Source organism: Kitasatospora sp. NPDC127060 (assembly GCF_042724935.1).
Taxonomy (GTDB): Bacteria; Actinomycetota; Actinomycetes; order Streptomycetales; family Streptomycetaceae; genus Kitasatospora.
Map to the genome: position 1 here is coordinate 17034 of NZ_JBHXEG010000080.1, position 14301 is coordinate 31334.

11 protein-coding genes are annotated in these 14301 nt (G+C 72.8%); 4 read left to right on the forward strand and 7 right to left on the reverse strand.

What is annotated here, in order from left to right; genetic code table 11:
* Positions 1–145: 145 nt before the first annotated feature.
* From ACFWIS_RS32520 to ACFWIS_RS32535, 4 genes are all read left to right on the forward strand, one after another.
* Complete coding sequence (locus ACFWIS_RS32520; protein WP_380463524.1) at positions 146–1576, forward strand: Cys-Gln thioester bond-forming surface protein; 1431 nt, start codon at positions 146–148, stop codon at positions 1574–1576.
* Between the two features lie 310 nt (positions 1577–1886).
* Entirely contained in the window at positions 1887–3551 is a 1665-nt protein-coding gene (gene ettA / locus ACFWIS_RS32525; RefSeq protein ID WP_380463522.1) for an energy-dependent translational throttle protein EttA, read from the forward strand.
* A 109-nt stretch (positions 3552–3660) separates the two neighbouring features.
* A complete protein-coding gene (locus ACFWIS_RS32530; protein WP_188303386.1) occupies positions 3661–4104 on the forward strand; it encodes a thioesterase family protein in 444 nt (147 codons plus the stop codon).
* A 70-nt stretch (positions 4105–4174) separates the two neighbouring features.
* On the forward strand, positions 4175–4867 hold the full coding sequence (locus ACFWIS_RS32535; RefSeq protein ID WP_380463520.1) for a hypothetical protein: 693 nt from the start codon (positions 4175–4177) through the stop codon (positions 4865–4867).
* 61 nt (positions 4868–4928) lie between these two features.
* On the opposite strand, the gene ACFWIS_RS32540 is transcribed toward ACFWIS_RS32535, so the two are convergent.
* From ACFWIS_RS32540 to ACFWIS_RS32570, 7 genes are all read right to left on the reverse strand, one after another.
* Positions 4929–5333: a globin gene (locus ACFWIS_RS32540; RefSeq protein ID WP_380463518.1), complete on the reverse strand. Its 405-nt coding sequence runs from the start codon at positions 5331–5333 to the stop codon at positions 4929–4931.
* 88 nt (positions 5334–5421) lie between these two features.
* The gene (locus ACFWIS_RS32545; protein ID WP_380463516.1) at positions 5422–6567 is read right to left on the reverse strand and encodes an ABC transporter permease; all 1146 of its coding nucleotides are present in this window, start codon (positions 6565–6567) and stop codon (positions 5422–5424) included.
* Entirely contained in the window at positions 6564–7481 is a 918-nt protein-coding gene (locus ACFWIS_RS32550) for an ABC transporter ATP-binding protein (RefSeq protein WP_380463514.1), read from the reverse strand. Before ACFWIS_RS32550 ends, ACFWIS_RS32545 begins: the two co-directional genes overlap by 4 nt.
* 155 nt (positions 7482–7636) lie before the next feature.
* On the reverse strand, positions 7637–8830 hold the full coding sequence (locus ACFWIS_RS32555) for an FHA domain-containing protein (protein WP_380463548.1): 1194 nt from the start codon (positions 8828–8830) through the stop codon (positions 7637–7639).
* A 73-nt stretch (positions 8831–8903) separates the two neighbouring features.
* Complete coding sequence (locus ACFWIS_RS32560) at positions 8904–10259, reverse strand: VWA domain-containing protein (protein WP_380463550.1); 1356 nt, start codon at positions 10257–10259, stop codon at positions 8904–8906.
* Positions 10260–10353: 94 nt separating this feature from the next.
* The gene (locus ACFWIS_RS32565; protein ID WP_380463552.1) at positions 10354–11733 is read right to left on the reverse strand and encodes a protein phosphatase 2C domain-containing protein; all 1380 of its coding nucleotides are present in this window, start codon (positions 11731–11733) and stop codon (positions 10354–10356) included.
* 3 nt (positions 11734–11736) lie between these two features.
* Positions 11737–14301 (reverse strand): tetratricopeptide repeat protein, encoded by a 2565-nt coding sequence (locus ACFWIS_RS32570; RefSeq protein WP_380463554.1) that lies wholly within the window; start codon positions 14299–14301, stop codon positions 11737–11739.

Sequence of the window (14301 nt, forward strand, 5' to 3'; positions counted from 1 at the left end):
CGGTTGGTTCACACCCCGCAGCAGTGCCACAGGGGGCACGCGCGGCACGGCAAGTCGGCGGGCTGCCCAATCGGCGCGGCCCGCTCCGGAGGGATCCCAGATGTTCAAGAGGCAGGGGCGGGGTCTGTCCCGCATAGCCACTGTCATGCTCACGACCAGCGTTGCGCTGGGCGGAGGCCTGTTCGCGGCCGGTGCGGCGGCTGCGGCCGACACTCCGGCGTCGGGTGTGTCCGCGGTCGTCCAGAACTCGATCTTCGGCGAGAAGGTCGACGTCGACGGCGACACCTACGACGCCGGTCTGTTCACGCTCAAGACCGCCGACGGCGAGCTGAAGACCTACTGCATCGACTTCGGCTTCCCGGTGGACATCAGGAAGAAGATCCAGTACCAGGAGTCGGACTGGTCGAGCAGCTCCCTCGGCGACCCGAAGCGCGCGGAGCCCGCCTCCAAGATCCGCTGGATCCTGGAGAACTCCTACCCGAAGGTGTCGGAGAGCTCGCTCGCCGCCTCCCTCAAGATCCCGGGCCTGACGGCCGAGGACGCCGCGGCCGGCACCCAGGCCGCGATCTGGAAGTTCTCGGACGGCAAGAACGCCACCCCGCACAGCGAGGCGGCCACCAAGCTGCGCGACTACCTGGTCAGTGGCGCCAACAAGGGCATCGCCGCCGAGCCCAAGCCGTCGCTGAGCCTCACCCCGGACTCGGTGTCAGGCAAGTCCGGCAGCAAGCTCGGCCCGTTCGTCCTCAACTCCAGCGCCAGCGCGGTGAAGCTCGCGGTCACCGGCGACGCCGCCGACAAGGCCAAGCTGGTGGACAAGGACGGCAAGCCGGTCGGCGCCACCCTGACCGGGCCGATCGCCAAGGACACCCAACTGTTCCTGGACGTCCCGGCCGGCACCCCGGACGGCTCGCTCGCCCTCAAGGCCGACGTCTCCACCGAGGTGCCCAGTGGCCGCGTGTTCCTGAGCAAGGGCTACACCGCCACGGACCACAGCCAGACCATGATCCTGGCCGGCTCCAGCAAGGTCAGCGTCTCCGCCGCCGCCAAGGCCACCTGGAAGCAGGGCAAGGGCGCGCTGATCGACAGCACCGCCAAGGTCGAGTGCGCCAACAACGGCGTGCGGGTCTCCGTCACCAACGGTGGTGACGAAGCCGGCACCGTCACGGTCGGCAAGCAGTCGCTGACCGTCCAGCCGGGCAAGACCGAGAGCGTGCTCGTCCCGGTCGCCGAGAAGACCGCTTACAAGATCACCGTCACCGGCCCGAACGGCTACAGCCGCGACTTCCAGGGCGTCCTGGACTGCAAGACCGGCACCGGCAACCCGTCCTCCGCCCCGACCACCCCGGCCGGCACCAGCACCGGTACCGCCACCCCCTCGGGCACCCCGAGCGCCGGTGGCGCCCAGCCGGCTCCGTCCACCACCAGCGCCGCCCCGGGCACCGGTGGCCTGGCCCAGACCGGTGCCAATGACTCCACCCCGATCCTCGCCGCCGTCGCCGGTGGCCTGGTCGTGGCCGGTGGCGCCGCGGTCTTCGTCCTGCGCCGCCGTGGCCGTCACGGTCGCACCACCGCCTGAACCGCCTGAGCGGGTCACGGGAGGCGATGACCTCCTGAGGGCCTGAGCAGTCGAACCGGCCCGGTTTCCCGCACCTGCGGGGGCCGGGCCGTCCGCATGTCCGGTCCGCATGTCCCGCTGAGCGTCCCGGCTGAGCGTCCCGGCGGAGGGGTGAAAAGGACCCGGCGCGGGGAGCTCGGGGGCGATCGCCGTACGGGGGAGGGGCCGGATACCCCGGTGGGGTCACCCGGGCGGTTCGGGGCTCCCGGCCGGTGCGGCACAATGGAACGCTGCAAGACGAATACTCCCGACGACGCCGGAGCGATCTCACGTGGCGGAATACATCTACACGATGCGCAAGGTGCGCAAGGCTCACGGAGACAAGGTCATCCTTGACGACGTGACGCTCAGCTTCCTCCCCGGAGCGAAGATCGGCGTCGTTGGCCCCAACGGTGCCGGTAAGTCCACCGTGCTGAAGATGATGGCCGGCCTGGAGCAGCCCTCCAACGGCGACGCCTTCCTCTCGCCCGGCTTCACCGTCGGCATGCTGCTCCAGGAGCCGCCGCTCGACGAGACCAAGACGGTCCTGGAGAACGTCCAGGACGGCGTCAAGGAGATCAAGGGCAAGCTCGACCGCTTCAACGAGATCGCCGAGCTGATGGCGACCGACTACTCGGACGCGCTGCTCGACGAGATGGGCAAGCTCCAGGAGGAGCTGGACCACGCCGAGGCCTGGGACCTGGACGCCCAGCTGGAGCAGGCCATGGACGCCCTGGGCTGCCCGCCCGGCGACTGGGCGGTCACCAAGCTCTCCGGTGGCGAGAAGCGCCGCGTCGCGCTCTGCAAGCTGCTGCTGGAGGCCCCCGACCTGCTGCTGCTCGACGAGCCCACCAACCACCTGGACGCCGAGTCGGTGAACTGGCTGGAGCAGCACCTGGAGAAGTACAAGGGCACCGTCGTGGCCGTCACCCACGACCGGTACTTCCTGGACAACGTGGCCGAGTGGATCCTGGAGCTCGACCGCGGCCGCGCCTACCCGTACGAGGGCAACTACTCCACCTACCTGGAGACCAAGCAGTCCCGTCTCAAGGTCGAGGGCCAGAAGGACGCCAAGCGCGCCAAGCGGCTCAAGGAAGAGCTGGAGTGGGTCCGCTCCAACGCCAAGGGCCGTCAGGCCAAGTCCAAGGCCCGCCTCGCCCGTTACGAGGAGATGGCGGCCGAGGCCGACAAGATGCGGAAGCTGGACTTCGAGGAGATCCAGATCCCGCCGGGCCCGCGCCTGGGCAGCGTCGTCATCGAGGTCGAGAACCTCAACAAGGCCTTCGGCGAGAAGATCCTGATCGACGACCTGAGCTTCACCCTGCCGCGCAACGGCATCGTCGGCATCATCGGCCCGAACGGCGCCGGCAAGACCACCCTGTTCAAGATGCTCCAGGACCTGGAGACCCCGGACAGCGGCACGGTCAAGGTCGGCGAGACCGTCAAGATCAGCTACGTCGACCAGACCCGCTCCAACATCGACCCGAAGAAGACCCTCTGGGAGGTCGTCTCCGACGGTATGGACTGGATCAACGTCGGCCAGGTCGAGATGCCGTCCCGCGCCTACGTGTCGGCGTTCGGCTTCAAGGGCCCGGACCAGCAGAAGCCGGCCGGCGTGCTCTCCGGTGGTGAGCGCAACCGGCTGAACCTGGCGCTCACCCTCAAGCAGGGCGGCAACCTGCTGCTCCTCGACGAGCCCACCAACGACCTCGACGTCGAGACGCTCTCCTCGCTGGAGAACGCCCTGCTGGAGTTCCCCGGCTGCGCCGTGGTCATCTCCCACGACCGCTGGTTCCTGGACCGAGTGGCCACCCACATCCTCGCCTACGAGGGCGAGAGCAAGTGGTTCTGGTTCGAGGGCAACTTCGAGTCGTACGAGAAGAACAAGATCGAGCGACTGGGCGCCGACGCCGCCCGTCCGCACCGGGCCACGTACAAGAAGCTGACCCGAGGCTGACACCCAGCTGTCACAACGGCCCGGCAGACTGCCCCCCGGGGCGGCCTGCCGGGCCGCGGCCCGTCGCCGAGGTTCGGCGGCGGGCGACCGGACACCGAGGAGAACACCCGTGGCTCGCCACATCTACGCCTGCCCGCTGCGCTGGTCCGACATGGACGCCTTCGGGCACGTCAACAACGTGGTCTTCCTGCGCTACCTGGAGGAGGCCCGGATCGACTTCATGTTCACCCAGGCCGCCGAGGCCGGCGCCGGGGAGTTCGCGGGCGGTTCGGTGGTGGCCCGCCACGAGATCGACTACAAGCGTCCGCTGGTGCACCGGCCGGAGCCGGTCACCGTCGAGACCCGGGTGACGCGCATCGGCAGCGCCTCGCTGACCGTCTCCTACGACATCAAGGACGTCCACGAGGACGGCTCCGAGACGGTGTACGTCCGCGCCTCCACCGTGGTCGTGCCGTACGACCTGGCCGAGGGCCGGCCGCGCCGGATCTCGCCGGTGGAGCGGGAGTTCCTCTCCCGTTTCATGGACGAGGCCCCGGTCGGCGCGGCAGTCTGAAAGTCCCCGGACCTTGAGTGCCCGGATCCCCGAGCACCAGGATCCCCGAACCGATTCGAGCTGAGCCGCGTTGACCGTCACCGCCCGCCTCGCCCTGACCGACACCGGTGAGGCCACCGACCTCTCCGCCTTCCTGCTGCGCCTGCTGCGCTTCGACCGGGCGGCGGCCGTGCGGCTGCAGGCGGTCGACCCGGCCGGGGCGGACGGCGTGCTGGCGGTCTTCGGGCGGCTGCCGCTGGGCGGTTCCGGCGCGCTGGCGATCCGTACGGCCCGGCTGAGCGGCCTGGACGAGCCGGTGGACCTGACCGTCTCGGCGGGCCAGCTGCTGGACGGCGTGGACGCCGAGGCGGGCGCCGTCGCGCTGCCCGCGCCGGTGACCGGTCCGGCCTGGGCCGGGCTGCTGCCGCCGCGGGCCGGCTGGCGACCGGTCGGGGCCCCGCCGGTGGCCGAGGTGTACCCCGAACTGATGGCCGGGGTGCGGGAGTTCCGGGAGCGCACCGAGGCCGTCCCGGAGCACCACCGCAGCCGCGCGGTGCTGGACCGGCTGGCGGACGAGATCTGGTCCCGGCCGGTCGGCGTGCTGCCGGAGTTGCCGCTGCGCGCGGTGCACGCCGCGTACGTGATCGGCTTCCTGAAGCCCGGGGCCCCGCTCTCGGTGCACCGGGCGGGCGGCTGGCTGCGGCTGAGCGCCCCGGCGGGTTCGGTGGTGGTGCGGACGGCGGCCGCGCCGGGCGCGGGGCTGGGGCTCAGCCCCCTGCGGTGAACCGCGAGCTCAGCCAGCTGCGGTGAACCGCCCGTTCGGCGCGCTGCGGTGAACCGCCCGCTCAGCCCGGGGTGTTGATCATCGAGGCGGCGGCGTAGGTCAGGTAGTCAAGCAGCTGCCGCTCGTGCTCGGCGGGCAGCTCCAGGCCGGCCACGGCGGCGCGCATGTGGGTGAGCCAGGCGTCGTGCGCGGCCTTGTCGACCTTGAACGGGGCGTGCCGCATCCGCAGCCGGGGGTGGCCGCGCTGCTCGCTGTAGGTGCGCGGGCCGCCCCAGTACTGCATGAGGAACAGCGCCATCCGCTCCTCGGCCGGGCCGAGGTCCTCCTCGGGGTACATCGGTCGCAGCAACTCGTCCTGGGCGATGCCCTCGTAGAAGCGGCGGGTCAGCAGCCGGAAGGTCGGCTCACCGCCGACCTGCTCGAAGAAGGTCTCCTCGCTGAACGTGCCTCGCCCGATCTCTGTCACCCGACCATGGTCGCAGACGCCGACGGGGTCGTACACCGGGACCAATGGCGTACGACCCCGTCGGGCCGGAGGTGTCAGGAGGGGAGGATCAGGCGTCTTCCCACTTGAACAGCTTCCAGGCGATGCCGGTCAGCACGGCGGCGAAGAGCAGCAGCCCGCCCATGGTCGGCAGGGCGTCGGTGATGCCGCCGCCGCGGGTCAGCACGGTCTGGGCGGTGTCGACCAGGTAGTGCAGCGGCATGACCTTGGAGACGGTCTGCAGCCAGCCGGGGGCGCCGTCCATCGGGAAGAACGAGCCGGACAGGAACGACATCGGCAGCACGATGATCTGCGAGATGCCGTTGGCCGCCTCCTCGGTCTTGGCGACCGAACCGGCCAGCAGGCCGATCGACATGAAGGCGAGCGTCGCACAGGCCACCAGCGGGAGGACCAGCCACCAGTTGCCGGTGAGCTTGAGCCCGAAGAAGCTGGTGGCGACCACCAGGAAGACGCTGGTCTGCAGGAACGCGGTGAGCAGCGAGACCAGGATCCGGGAGCTGACCACCGTGCCGGCGCTGATCGGCGCCAGCCGCAGCCGGCGCAGCACCTTGGACCTGCGCCAGTTGACCAGGGTCAGCGCGGCGCCGAAGACCGCGCCGGTGGCGACGGCCCAGCCGAGCAGGCCCGGGGTGAGGAACTGGATCGGCTTGAGCGACTTGTCCTCGACCTGCTGGGAGTCCAGCACGTAGGCGGCCGGCTGGTGGGTGGCCTGCTGGTTGGCCTCCTGGACGACCGAGTTGAGGATGCCCTGGAGCGCGCCGGCCCTGACCTGGTCGGCGGCGGTGTAGCGCAGCTCCACCGTGCCGTCCGGGCCCTGCTTGATCATCGCGTCGAAGTCGCCCTTGCGGACCTTCTCCAGCGTGCCGGCCTCGTCGTCGGTCCTGGTGATGGTGAGGACCTTGTCCAGGCCGGCCCGCTGGTCGCCCTGGATCGAGTCGAACAGCTTCACCGCGCCGACCTGGGCGACCTTGGCGTGCGGGCTGCCGGAGCCCTTGGTCACGGAGCCGAAGAAGACCAGGAAGACCAGCGGGAACAGCAGGATGAAGAAGGTCGCGGTGCGGTCGCGCTTCATGCCGAGCAGCATCGCGCGGGACAGGCTCCAGAAGGCGCTGACCCGCTCCCGCCCCTCGGCGGCGCCGGCCGAACCACCGCGCGGTGCGGGGGCCTGCGGCTCGGAGGAGGTGGTGACGGTCATGCGCGGAACTCCCGTCCGGTCAGCTGGAGGAAGACGTCCTCCAGGGTGGCGCCGCGCACTTCGAGGCCGCGCAGCGCGTTCTGCTCGGCGAGGACGCTGAGGACCGGGGCGGGCAGGCGGGTGGAGACGGAGAGCGAGACGGTGTCGTCCTCCAGGGTGGCGACGTCGGCGCCGGCGGCGGCCAGCAGTTCGCGGGCCCGCTCCAGCGGCAGCTGGCCGGAGGCCACGCTGATCCGGACGGTGTCGTCGATCTCGCGGATCAGTGCCGCCGGGGCGCCGGTGTGGAGGATCCTGCCGTGGTCCATGATCGAGACCCGGTCGCAGAGGACCTCGGCCTCGTCCAGGTAGTGGGTGGTCAGGACGACGGTGCGGCCCTCGGCGTTGATGTCCCGCAGCAGGTCCCAGAGGTTGCGGCGGGCCTGCGGGTCGAGGCCGGTGGTGGGCTCGTCCAGGAAGACGAGCTCCGGGTCGTGGGCCAGTGCGCAGGCGATCGACAGGCGCTGGGCCTGGCCGCCGGACATCTGGTCGGTGAGGGTCTCGGTCTTGTCGGCGAGGCCGACCCGCTCCAGCATCGCGTCGGCCCGCTTGGGGCCGACCCCGTAGAACGACGCGAAGGTGCGGATGGTCTCCCGGGCGGTCAGTTTCCGGAAGAAGGCGGAGGCCTGGAACTGCACGCCGATCCGCGGCAGCAGTTTCGGATTGCGCGGCCAGGGCGCCATCCCCAGCAGCTCGACCCGGCCCTCGTCGGGCTTCCGGACGCCTTCCAGGATCTCCATGGTGGTGGTCTTCCCGGCGCCGTTCGGGCCCAGGATCCCGTAGAACTCGCCGGCCTCGACGGTGAGCGAAACCCCGTCGACGGCCTGCACATCCCCGTACCGCTGACGGATGCCGTCGGCGGATATTGCAGCAGTCATGAGGCCAGAGAATAGGGGTTTCGGAGCGTCTTGTGCATGTCGGCGACGGGGATTTGTGGAATCCCTGAGGAAGTCACGGAAAGCCGGGCCGGGCGGAATATCCGAATTCCGCCCGGCCCGGCCGGAGTTGTCGCTGACGCGCGATCAGAAGCGGTTCAGGCGCGGTGCATCGTGATGGTGGTCCAGGCGCCGATGTGGATCCGGTCGCCGTCGTTCAGCGGTACGGCGGTGTGCGGGGAGATCGGGTCCGCGCCGCCGTTCACGGTGGTTCCGTTGGTCGAGTCCTGGTCGACCAGGACCCAGCTGCCGTCCGCCTGTTCGGCGAGCAGCGCGTGCTGGTGCGAGGCGCCCGGATCCTCCGGCGGCACCGACAGGTCGATCTCCGGGACGGTGCCCCGGTGCTGGCTACGCCGGCCGATCCGCAGCTGGCCGCGGCCGGTCAGCGGGATGCGGCGCTCGGGGCAGTACGGCGGGAAGAACAGGCCGGCCGCCTCGGGGCCGCTGCGGGCCATCATGTCGGTGAAGTAGTCGCGGTCGGCCGAGACCACCGCGATCCAGTTGGCCCGGACCGGCTCGGCCGGGACGCCCTCCGGCTGGGCACCCGGCTGGGGCTGCGGCGGGGCCAGGTGGAAGGAGGTGCCGAAGTCGCCGCCCCGGTTGTTCGGGCCGGGGCCGGCCGGCTGGGCGTACACCGGGCCGGAGTCCTCGCGGACCGGGGCCTCCGGGAAGGCGCCCTCCGGCGGCGGGTAGCCGTAGGTGTGGGGGTACTCCGGCTGCTGCGGGTACCCCGGCTGCTGCGGCTGCTGCGGCTGCTGCGGGTGGTGGGGCTGCGGCGCCCCGGGCGGACCGGGCGGGGCCTGCGGCGGCTGCGCCGGGCCGCCGTAGGCCGCCGGGATGTTCAGCGGCGGGGGCTGGGCCGGGCCGGGCGCGGGCGCGGCGCCGCCGCCGGCCGGCACCTGGCGGCGCGAGGGGGTGGACAGCTCGTAGTCGTAGCCGCACTCCTCGCAGAACCGGCCGGTCTGCGGGCTGCGGCAGATCGGGCAGACGGCCAGGCCCTCGGTGAGGCCGTGCGGCGCCCCGGGCGGCGGGTAGCCGCCGGGCGGGGGGAACGCTCCGGGCGGAGGCGGTGGGACGGCCCCCGGGTGGGTCGGCGGCCCGGGCTGCGCGCCGAAGGCGGCACCGCCGTGCTGCGGGTACCCGGCGGGTGCGCCGGGCGCGGGGTCGGCCCCGGGCGTGCCCGGGTACCCCCCGTGGGCGCCGGGTGCCGGGACCGGTGGAGTCATCGGGAAGCCGCAGAAGTCGCACCAGTCCTCGGCCTGCGACTCGTGGCCCCTCGGGCAGATCGGCATCAGGTCCCCCTCGTTTCGGGCCGGTGCGGTGCGGCGTGGCGCCGGGCGGCCGGCCCGATCACGTTTTCAGCGGTCACTTCTTCACACGTACCGTCTTGGTCGACCGGGTCTCAAGGGTCATCGAGTCGGCCTCGCTCACGTTCTTACGGAACCGAACCGTACCCTCCTTCGGGTCCACCACGTCCACCACCTTCTGCAGCAGCTTGAAGGTGCCGTCGTTGCCGGTCGCGTGGGCGATCCGGACGGCGGCGCCCAGCTTGGCGGTGGCGGTGTCGACGTCCCCGGCGCGGTGGGCCTCCAGGCCCTCCTGGATGGAGGAGGCGAGTTCGGCCTGCCCGGTGTAATGGGCGACCTGCGGGCTGATCCGGGTGGAGGAGGCCAGGTCGTCCGTCCAGACGGCCTTGACCAGGCCCTGGCCGAGCACCTCGGGGGTGCCGCCGCCGACCTGCGGGGGCAGCACCAGGCTGATCCGGGCGGCGAGCATCTCGTTGCCGACCGAGGCGGCCGGGACCTCGACGCAGACGTGGTAGTCGCGGCTCTCGTCGCCCCAGGAGCCGGTCGGGTAGTCGCCGGCCCGGGGGCCGGACTCGGTGCGGCGGCCGGTGAGGTCCTCGACCGCGGGGGCGACCTGCTTGACGAACTTGACCGCGGCGTTGGCCGGGGTCCAGATCCGCAGGGCGACGTCGGCGACCTGCTTGCCCATCGCGCCGGTCATCATCGAGCGGAAGTCCTCGGCCAGGCCGGAGGGCTCGGCGACGATGTCGGTGGTGCCGAGCAGCGCGGAGGAGATCTTGCGCAGCTCGTCGATCCGCCAGTCGGTGCCGACGCCGCGGCAGTCGGCGGTGAAGTGGCCGGTGACCCGCTCGATGTTGCGGGCGAGGTCCTCCGCCGACTCGTGCTCGTTGTTGCCGTCGGTGAGCAGGATGGCGTGCCGGATGGCGATGTCGCGGCGGGTGAGGAAGAGCTTGTCGGCCTTGGCCAGCCAGGTGCCCATCGCGGTGCCGCCGGCCGCGGTGAGGCGGCGCAGCGACTCCTTGGCCTGCTCCCGGGTGCTCGCCGAGGCGGTCGCCAGGGTGCCGTCGCCGGGGTAGATGTCGCGGGCCTCGTGGGTGCCGGCCACCACCGCGAAGGCGGTGCCGTCGCGCAGGGCGTCGATGGCGGCGGCGGTGGCCTCGCGGGCGCCGTTGATCTTGGTCTTGGGGTAGTCCATCGAGCCCGAGCAGTCGACCAGGATCACCACGGCGGCATTGGCGTCGCCGCCCGGCCGGCCGGCGTCGGCGATCCCGAGCGGACGGCCGCCGGACGTGCCGCCGCCGGTGGAGGTGACGGTGACGATGGCGTTGACCTCGCGGGCGCCGTCGGCCAGGTACTCGTTCTGGAAGATCTCCACGTCGAACCTGGGCAGGTTCGGCTTCGCCAGTGTTGCCATGGGGCGGTGGCTCCCGTCGGGTCAGGGGTGGATGCGATCGGGTCTCGGGGCGGTCCGGCGGACGGGGGCCGTCGGGCCGTTCGCGTCGGGCCGGTCAGGCCGTCGGCGGGTGCGGCGGCTGCGGCGGGACGGGCGGCGCCACGGGCGGTGCGGGCGGGACGGCCGGGGGTGCGGGTGGGGCCGGCGGGGCGGGCGGCGCGGTGGCCGGGACCGGCGGGGCCGGGGGCAGCGGGGCGGCGGGGGAGCCGATCACCGGGAGGTCCGGCAGGGTCGGGTCGTGGTCCTCGTCGTCCCCGGGGGCAGTGGCCGGGATACCGGTGGGGGTACCGGCCGGGGCGCCTGTCCGGACGGCCTGGGCCTCCGCCGGGGTGATCACCCTGAGGTCCAGCGCGGTGGGCGTCTCCTCGATCTCCGCCAGCGCGGCGGCGGACGGCTCGATCGGCAGCACCGCGACGGTGATGTTGTCGTGCCCGCCGGCCGCGACCGCGAACTTCACCAGGGTCTGCGCCGTGGCGAGCGGTTCGGTGCGGGCGTCCGGCCGGACGTAGTAGGCCAGGTCGGTGGCCGCCTCGGCGTAGTTCCACAGCCCGTCGGTGCAGATCAGCAGCACTCCGGGGACGTGCGGGGTGAAGTCGAGGGTGTGCGGCACGACCTCCTCGGCGTCGGCGCCGAGCCAGCCGGTGATGGCGTGGGCACGCGGGTCGGAGTAGGCCTCGGCCTCGCCCATCAGCCCGGCCTCGACCATCCGGGCCGCCCAGGAGTCGTCCTGGGTGAGCCGGAAGGGTTCGGCGCCGGTGCGGTCGTCCGGGATCCAGTACGCCCGGGTGTCGCCCACCCAGCCGATGGTGACCCGGCCGCCCGCCGCTATGGCGCTGACGTAGGTGCAGGCGGGTGCGTTGAGGTCGGGGCGGGTCGGGCCGGCGCCGTCGGTGGCGAGGTCGGCGACGGCCTTGGCGGCGTCGGCGATCGCCGCGCGCATCGCCTCCTCCGGGTCCCGTCCGGCCTCCAGGGAGGTGAGCAGGGACTCCGAGGCGGCGTCGACGGCGGTCTCGGAAGCCTCGTCGGGGCGGTCGGAGGAGGAGACGCCGTCGCACACCACGGCGACCACGACGGGCTCCCCGCCGGGCAGCGAGGTGGCGGCGACGGTGAAGGAGTCCTCGTTGCGGTGGTGGCGCACGCCGCGGTCGCTGACCCCGGCGACGCCCCCGAGGGCCTTCTCCATGTGGTCGCGCGGGCGCGGCTGGGCGCTGCCGCAGCCCTCGCAGTAGCCGTCCTCGGTGACCTGCGGCTGCCCGCAGTGCACGCAGACCGGCCCGCGCTGCGGCGGGACGGCCTCACCACGGGCGGCGGCCCAGCTGGCGGGCATCGCGCCCGGGGCCGCCCGACCGTCCCGGCCGGCCCCGCAGCGCCCGCAGTAGGCGTCCTCACGGTCCATCGGCTCGGAACAGCTCGGGCACTCGGTCTGCTGCGGCATCGGTTACACCCACGTCCTGGGGCGGGCCCGGTTGGCCCGTTCCACCATCTCGATCCTGGTCTCGGCCCGGTCGGCCAACCGGGCGAGTACCCGGTAGGACTGTTCCAGGGCGAAGCGCAGTTCCCGCTCGACGGCGGGACGTCCCAGTACCACCAGGTCGGCGCCCTGCGGGGCACCGGCCGAGCCGGCGCCGACCCAGCCGAGGGCCGCGCCGAGCACCTCCACGGAGAGCTCCTCGCGGCGGCGGTCGTCCAGCCGCAGCGCGGTCAGCTGGTCGGAGCCGGCGGCGAGGTCGGCGGCGAGCGGCTCGGTGGCGGCCCGTTCGCGCAGCCGGGCGCGGACGGCGGCGATCCGGGCGGCGGTGTACTGGCTGGAGGTGGCCGGGACGGACTCCAGCACCCGCACGGCGCCGGGCCGGTCGTCCCCGGCGAGGCGGACCCGGGCCAGGCCGAAGGCGGCGCTCAGGTAGGAGTGGTCGGTGGTCCAGACGAGCCGGTAGAACTCGGCCGCGTCGCCGCCGTCGTCGAGCAGTTCGGCGCAGATGGCGAGGGCGAGCTTGGGCGCGGCCTCGCCGGGGAAGGCGTCGTAGACCGCGTCGAAGGCCTCGGCAGCCGCTCGAAGGGCTGTGATTCGCCCGCTCGCCTCCGGGTGCTCCTGACCCGGTGCTCGGGGCGTGCCGGAGTCGTCGGCGGCCGCGACCAGGGCGACCAGCCCGCGGTACCAGACCACCCGCCAGTCGTCCGGGTGGTCCTGTTCCAGCGCGGCGAGCGCGTTCACGGCCGTGTCGTGGCGGCCGAGTTCGAGCAGGGCGCGCAGTTCGCGCAGCCGGCTCTCGACCGAGACGGCGGGGGCGCCGCCGAGGGCGGCGAGCGCCTCCTCGGGGTCGGTGGCGAGCAGGGTGGCGAGGAAGCCGGCGTTGGGGTCGCCCGGGTCGACCCGGGGGACGGGCAGCGCCAGGGCGGCGGCGGAGGGGGACAGGGCGGCCACCCGGAGCTGTCCGGGGTGGTCGGTGGGCAGCACCAAGTCGGTGTCCACGACGCGCAGTTCGGGGCCGAACAGGGTGGACGGCGCGGGCCGGGGCCGCTCGTCCTGGAGGGCCAGGATCTCCCGCAGCACGCCGGTGAGCTGGTCGGCCATCTCCTCGGCGGAGGAGAACCGGCGGGCCGGGTCCGGGTCGGTGGCGCGGACCAGGAAGCGGTAGTACGACTCGTACTTCGCGAAGACCTCGACGTCCTCGGGCCCGGGCAGGGTTTCGCGGTAGGTGGTGCTGTAGCCCTGGAAGTCGAAGGTGAGCACCGCGAGGGTGCGGGCCACGGTGTAGAGGTCGGAGGCGGGGGAGGGGCCGTGGGTGGCGATCTCCGGGGCCTGGTAGCCGACGGTGCCGTAGATCGCGCCGTCGTGGTCGAGGCGGCAGACCGCGCCCATGTCGATGATCTTGAGCGCGTCGCCGCTCTGGATCACGTTGTCGATCTTGAAGTCGCAGTAGATCAGGCCCCGGCTGTGCAGGTACCCGAGCGCGGGCAGCGCCTCCAGCGCGTACGCGATCGCCACCTCCACCGGCAGCGGCTCGCGCCGCCCGTCCGGGGTGCGGCGGTCGTTGGCGATGTCCTTGAGCGACTTGCCGCCGACGTACTCCATGACGATGTAGCCGTCGGTGGAGCCGGAGCCGATGTCCAGGTGCTCGGCGAAGTTGATGATCCGGACGATGTTCGGGTGGTCCACCTCGGCCAGGAAGCGCCGCTCGGCGACGGCCGCGGCGAGCGCGTCCTCGTCCCCGGTGTTCAACAGGCCCTTGAGGACGACCCACTTGTCGTTGACCCGGCGGTCTATGGCCAGGTAGATCCAGCCGAGCCCGCCGTGCGCCAGGCAGCCCACCACCTCGTACTGCCCGCCGACCAGGTCACCGCGGCGCAGCTTGGGCGTGAAGGAGTACGGCGTGCCGCACTTGGTGCAGAAGCCGTCCGGGCGGCCCGGCTGGCCGTTCTTCTCCCGGCCCACCGGGGCCTCGCACTTGGAGCAGTACCGCTTGCGCTCGGGCACCTCCGGGTTGGCCAGCACCGCCTGCGCCGGGTCGGCCGTCGCCACGGTCGGCACGGTGACCAGCCCGGCGCCCAGCCGGTTGCGGGTGCCGGCGCTGACGCTGCCCCGGGTGGAGCGCACCGAGACCGAGCGGCTGCTGCCGGTGCGGGTCGAGCGGTGCGAGCGGGAGCGGCCGGACATCGAGCGGGAGGAGCCGGTGCGGGCCGACAGCGAGCGGATCGAGCCGCTGCGGGCGGAGTCCGGGGCGACCCGCGCGGACGGCACGTGGGGCTGGGTGATGCCGGTGTCCGCGCCGGGCGGGGTGAGCCCGCACTCGTCGCAGTAGCCGTCCGCGTCGATGCTGCCGGAGCAGTCCCGCGGGCAGGGCGAGCCGGGACCGGCGGCGGTCGGCGGCGGGGCCGCCGCGCCCGAGGACGCCGGGGCGACCGCCGCGGCCCCCACCGGGGTCAGCCCGCACTCGTCGCAGTAGCCGTCCGCGTCGATCCTGCCGCTGCCGGAGCACCCCGGCCGTACGCACGTCTCGCCCAT

Bases quoted from the DNA above. Each gene is read 5' to 3' on its own strand.
- ACFWIS_RS32520 (WP_380463524.1), top strand. From the start codon at position 146: ATGCTCACGACCAGCGTTGCGCTGGGCGGAGGCCTGTTCGCGGCCGGT.
- ACFWIS_RS32545 (WP_380463516.1), bottom strand. From the start codon at position 6,567: ATGACCGTCACCACCTCCTCCGAGCCGCAGGCCCCCGCACCGCGCGGT.
- ACFWIS_RS32550 (WP_380463514.1), bottom strand. From the start codon at position 7,481: ATGACTGCTGCAATATCCGCCGACGGCATCCGTCAGCGGTACGGGGAT.
- ACFWIS_RS32555 (WP_380463548.1), bottom strand. From the start codon at position 8,830: ATGCCGATCTGCCCGAGGGGCCACGAGTCGCAGGCCGAGGACTGGTGC.
- ACFWIS_RS32560 (WP_380463550.1), bottom strand. From the start codon at position 10,259: ATGGCAACACTGGCGAAGCCGAACCTGCCCAGGTTCGACGTGGAGATC.
- ACFWIS_RS32565 (WP_380463552.1), bottom strand. From the start codon at position 11,733: ATGCCGCAGCAGACCGAGTGCCCGAGCTGTTCCGAGCCGATGGACCGT.
- ACFWIS_RS32570 (WP_380463554.1), bottom strand. From the start codon at position 14,301: ATGGGCGAGACGTGCGTACGGCCGGGGTGCTCCGGCAGCGGCAGGATC.